This is a genomic window from Pedobacter sp. GR22-10, assembly GCF_026239715.1.
Classification (GTDB): Bacteria; Bacteroidota; Bacteroidia; order Sphingobacteriales; family Sphingobacteriaceae; genus Pedobacter.
This window is the reverse complement of the sequence record NZ_JAPIVR010000012.1, coordinates 1-2259: the sequence shown is the minus strand read 5'-3', so window position 1 is coordinate 2259 and position 2259 is coordinate 1. Positions and strand designations below refer to the sequence as shown.

2 protein-coding genes are annotated in these 2259 nt (G+C 36.2%); one reads left to right on the top strand and one right to left on the bottom strand.

All coding sequences use genetic code 11. From position 1 onward, the window contains the following. On the top strand, positions 1-1318 hold a 1318-nt coding region (locus OQX64_RS22330; RefSeq protein ID WP_265820418.1), incomplete at its 5' end, for an RHS repeat domain-containing protein. Between the two features lie 748 nt (positions 1319-2066). Here the strand turns inward: OQX64_RS22330 and OQX64_RS22325 are convergent. Further along, the coding region (locus tag OQX64_RS22325; protein ID WP_265820417.1) for an IS3 family transposase at positions 2067-2259 on the bottom strand (193 nt) is incomplete at its 5' end.

The window sequence follows — 2259 nt, the reverse complement described above, 5'->3', positions numbered from 1 at the left end:
TCAGCTGTGGTTTGCGGCGGAGGTAACCAATGGCTATGAATATGACCGGAATGGGAATGCGGTAATTGACGGGCGTTCGGGATATCATTTTGATTATAATGTGCTTAACCTGCCCCATGAGGTGAGGGCTGCGAACAACATTGACCTGGTTACAGGCTATACTTATGATGCGGCTGGTAACAAGCTCAAAAAGAGCACATCGGCTGGAACCATTAATTACATTGATGGGATCCAGTATAAACCAGATAAGAGCATCGATTTCATCCAGACGGAGGAAGGTTTGGCCAGAAACAACGGCAGTGGGAATTACAGTTACGAATATCACCTGTCTGATCATTTGGGCAATGTACGGACGACGTTTTACAAAAACCCGAGCACCCATCAGCTGGAAGTGTTACAAAGAGACGATTACTATGCATTTGGATTAAGAAAAAATACACAATTCGGAAATAATAAATATCTTTATAACGGCAAGGAGTTGCAGGAGGAATTGGGACAGTATGATTACGGGGCAAGGTTCTACGACCCGGTGATTGGCAGGTGGAATACGATTGACCCATTAGCAGAGAAGATGAGACGTTATTCTCCTTACGCTTTTGTGTTCAACAACCCGATCAGGTTTGTGGACCCCGATGGAATGGAAGGGAATGATTTTGTAAAAAGAAAAGATGGTAGCATTTATTGGGATAATAAAGCTAACGACCAAGCTAGCACAAAATCCGGAGAAACTTATTTAGGAAAAACTTTAAAGTTTGAATTTAATAGTTACATTGATGGAAATCTTTGGGATGGTCCAACAATGGGAGGTTTAATAGATCCTTCAGGTGATAAATTAACAAGTAATATTACTTTAACTGCTAGAGAAAACTCCAGTGGTGAATTAACTAGTATAATTGGTGAAGCCAATGTCCGTCCAGGGGAAACGCCATTTGGTACAGCGCGAGATAGCTATCCTGGGAAAGGTGGGAATAACAATGTGTTTGATGTGAAGTCAACAGCCACAGGGATTAATATGAATTTTGAACAGCACGCTAGTGTCTCTCCCAGTGAAGAAGTTAGTTTAAGGTTTATAGGGTTTAAAATCGTAGATGTAGCACAAAAATTAGATATTAACTACAATAGTAAAAATGGTAATCTTTCCGTTTCTTCTTATACAAATATTTTTCCTTCGGCTACTCTTAAGATGAATGGTGCCAGTATGATGCAATATGATCAACCATCTTTTATGAAAACTCATAAAGCACCGTTTGTAGGAACGGCAGGTTCTAAAAGATACCAGGATTTTTCATATTATCCATCAAAGTTTTTTAAACGATAAGGTATGTTTAAGATTAGTTTTTTTAATGGAGTTTATTATTTACTAATAAAGTATATAATATTCTCTTTTTTTCTTGCGTTTATTGGAGATAGATTTAAAAATATAGTAATAAATAATGCAGAAACTACACAGGAAGTATTCAAGCTTACTCTTGGATATGTATTATATATTTTATTTTATATAGTGTTTTTAATATTGCTTTTCTGTGCCCCGTTGTACTATATTTTGAAGATAAAAAAAGGTATTTATTTTTTGATCCTGTTAATTGCTTTTTATGTTGCTGAATTTTTTATCTATACCCAATTCTTTTCTCCTTCTGATAAAACTCTTGGAGTCTACAATACCATTATTGGCATTCTCTTAATGGGTATATTTTTTTATAAGTCAATAAGATTGAAGCTAATCTAAGCTGATGTCTCTTTGACGTGCAATAAGCAAAGTTATAACAAAGCCGAGCAGTCTAAAGTTGCTGGGCTTTGTTATTTCTTGAGTAACCCAAGTTTGAGAAGTCTAGCTTTTATAGCTCCATAAGTTCGCGAATGTAATTTAACGTGAGTTCGGTTTAAGCAGCAAGTAATAATTGATTTGAATTTTCAAATTGAATATTAAGTGACGGTTTTTTTGGGAAAAATGAATAAGCAGCCAATGCTCAAAGCTGGCGCACGCGTGTCGCGTGTGAGAGATGAATAATTTGTAGTAAAGCCCGGCAGGGATGGACTGAACCCCAAAAGTTGGACGAAGTTAAAAATTAATTAGGATTAAGAGCCCGGTATTTTATCGGGCTCATTACGTTTAAATTGAGTTTAATTCTGTCTTTATTATAGTATTCAATATATTCCGTTATGTCCTTTTTAAGTTCATCAACTGAGGTGTATTTTTTAAGGTAGAACATTTCGGATTTAATGATTCCGAAGAAATTCTCAATTATAGCGCAAATCCGC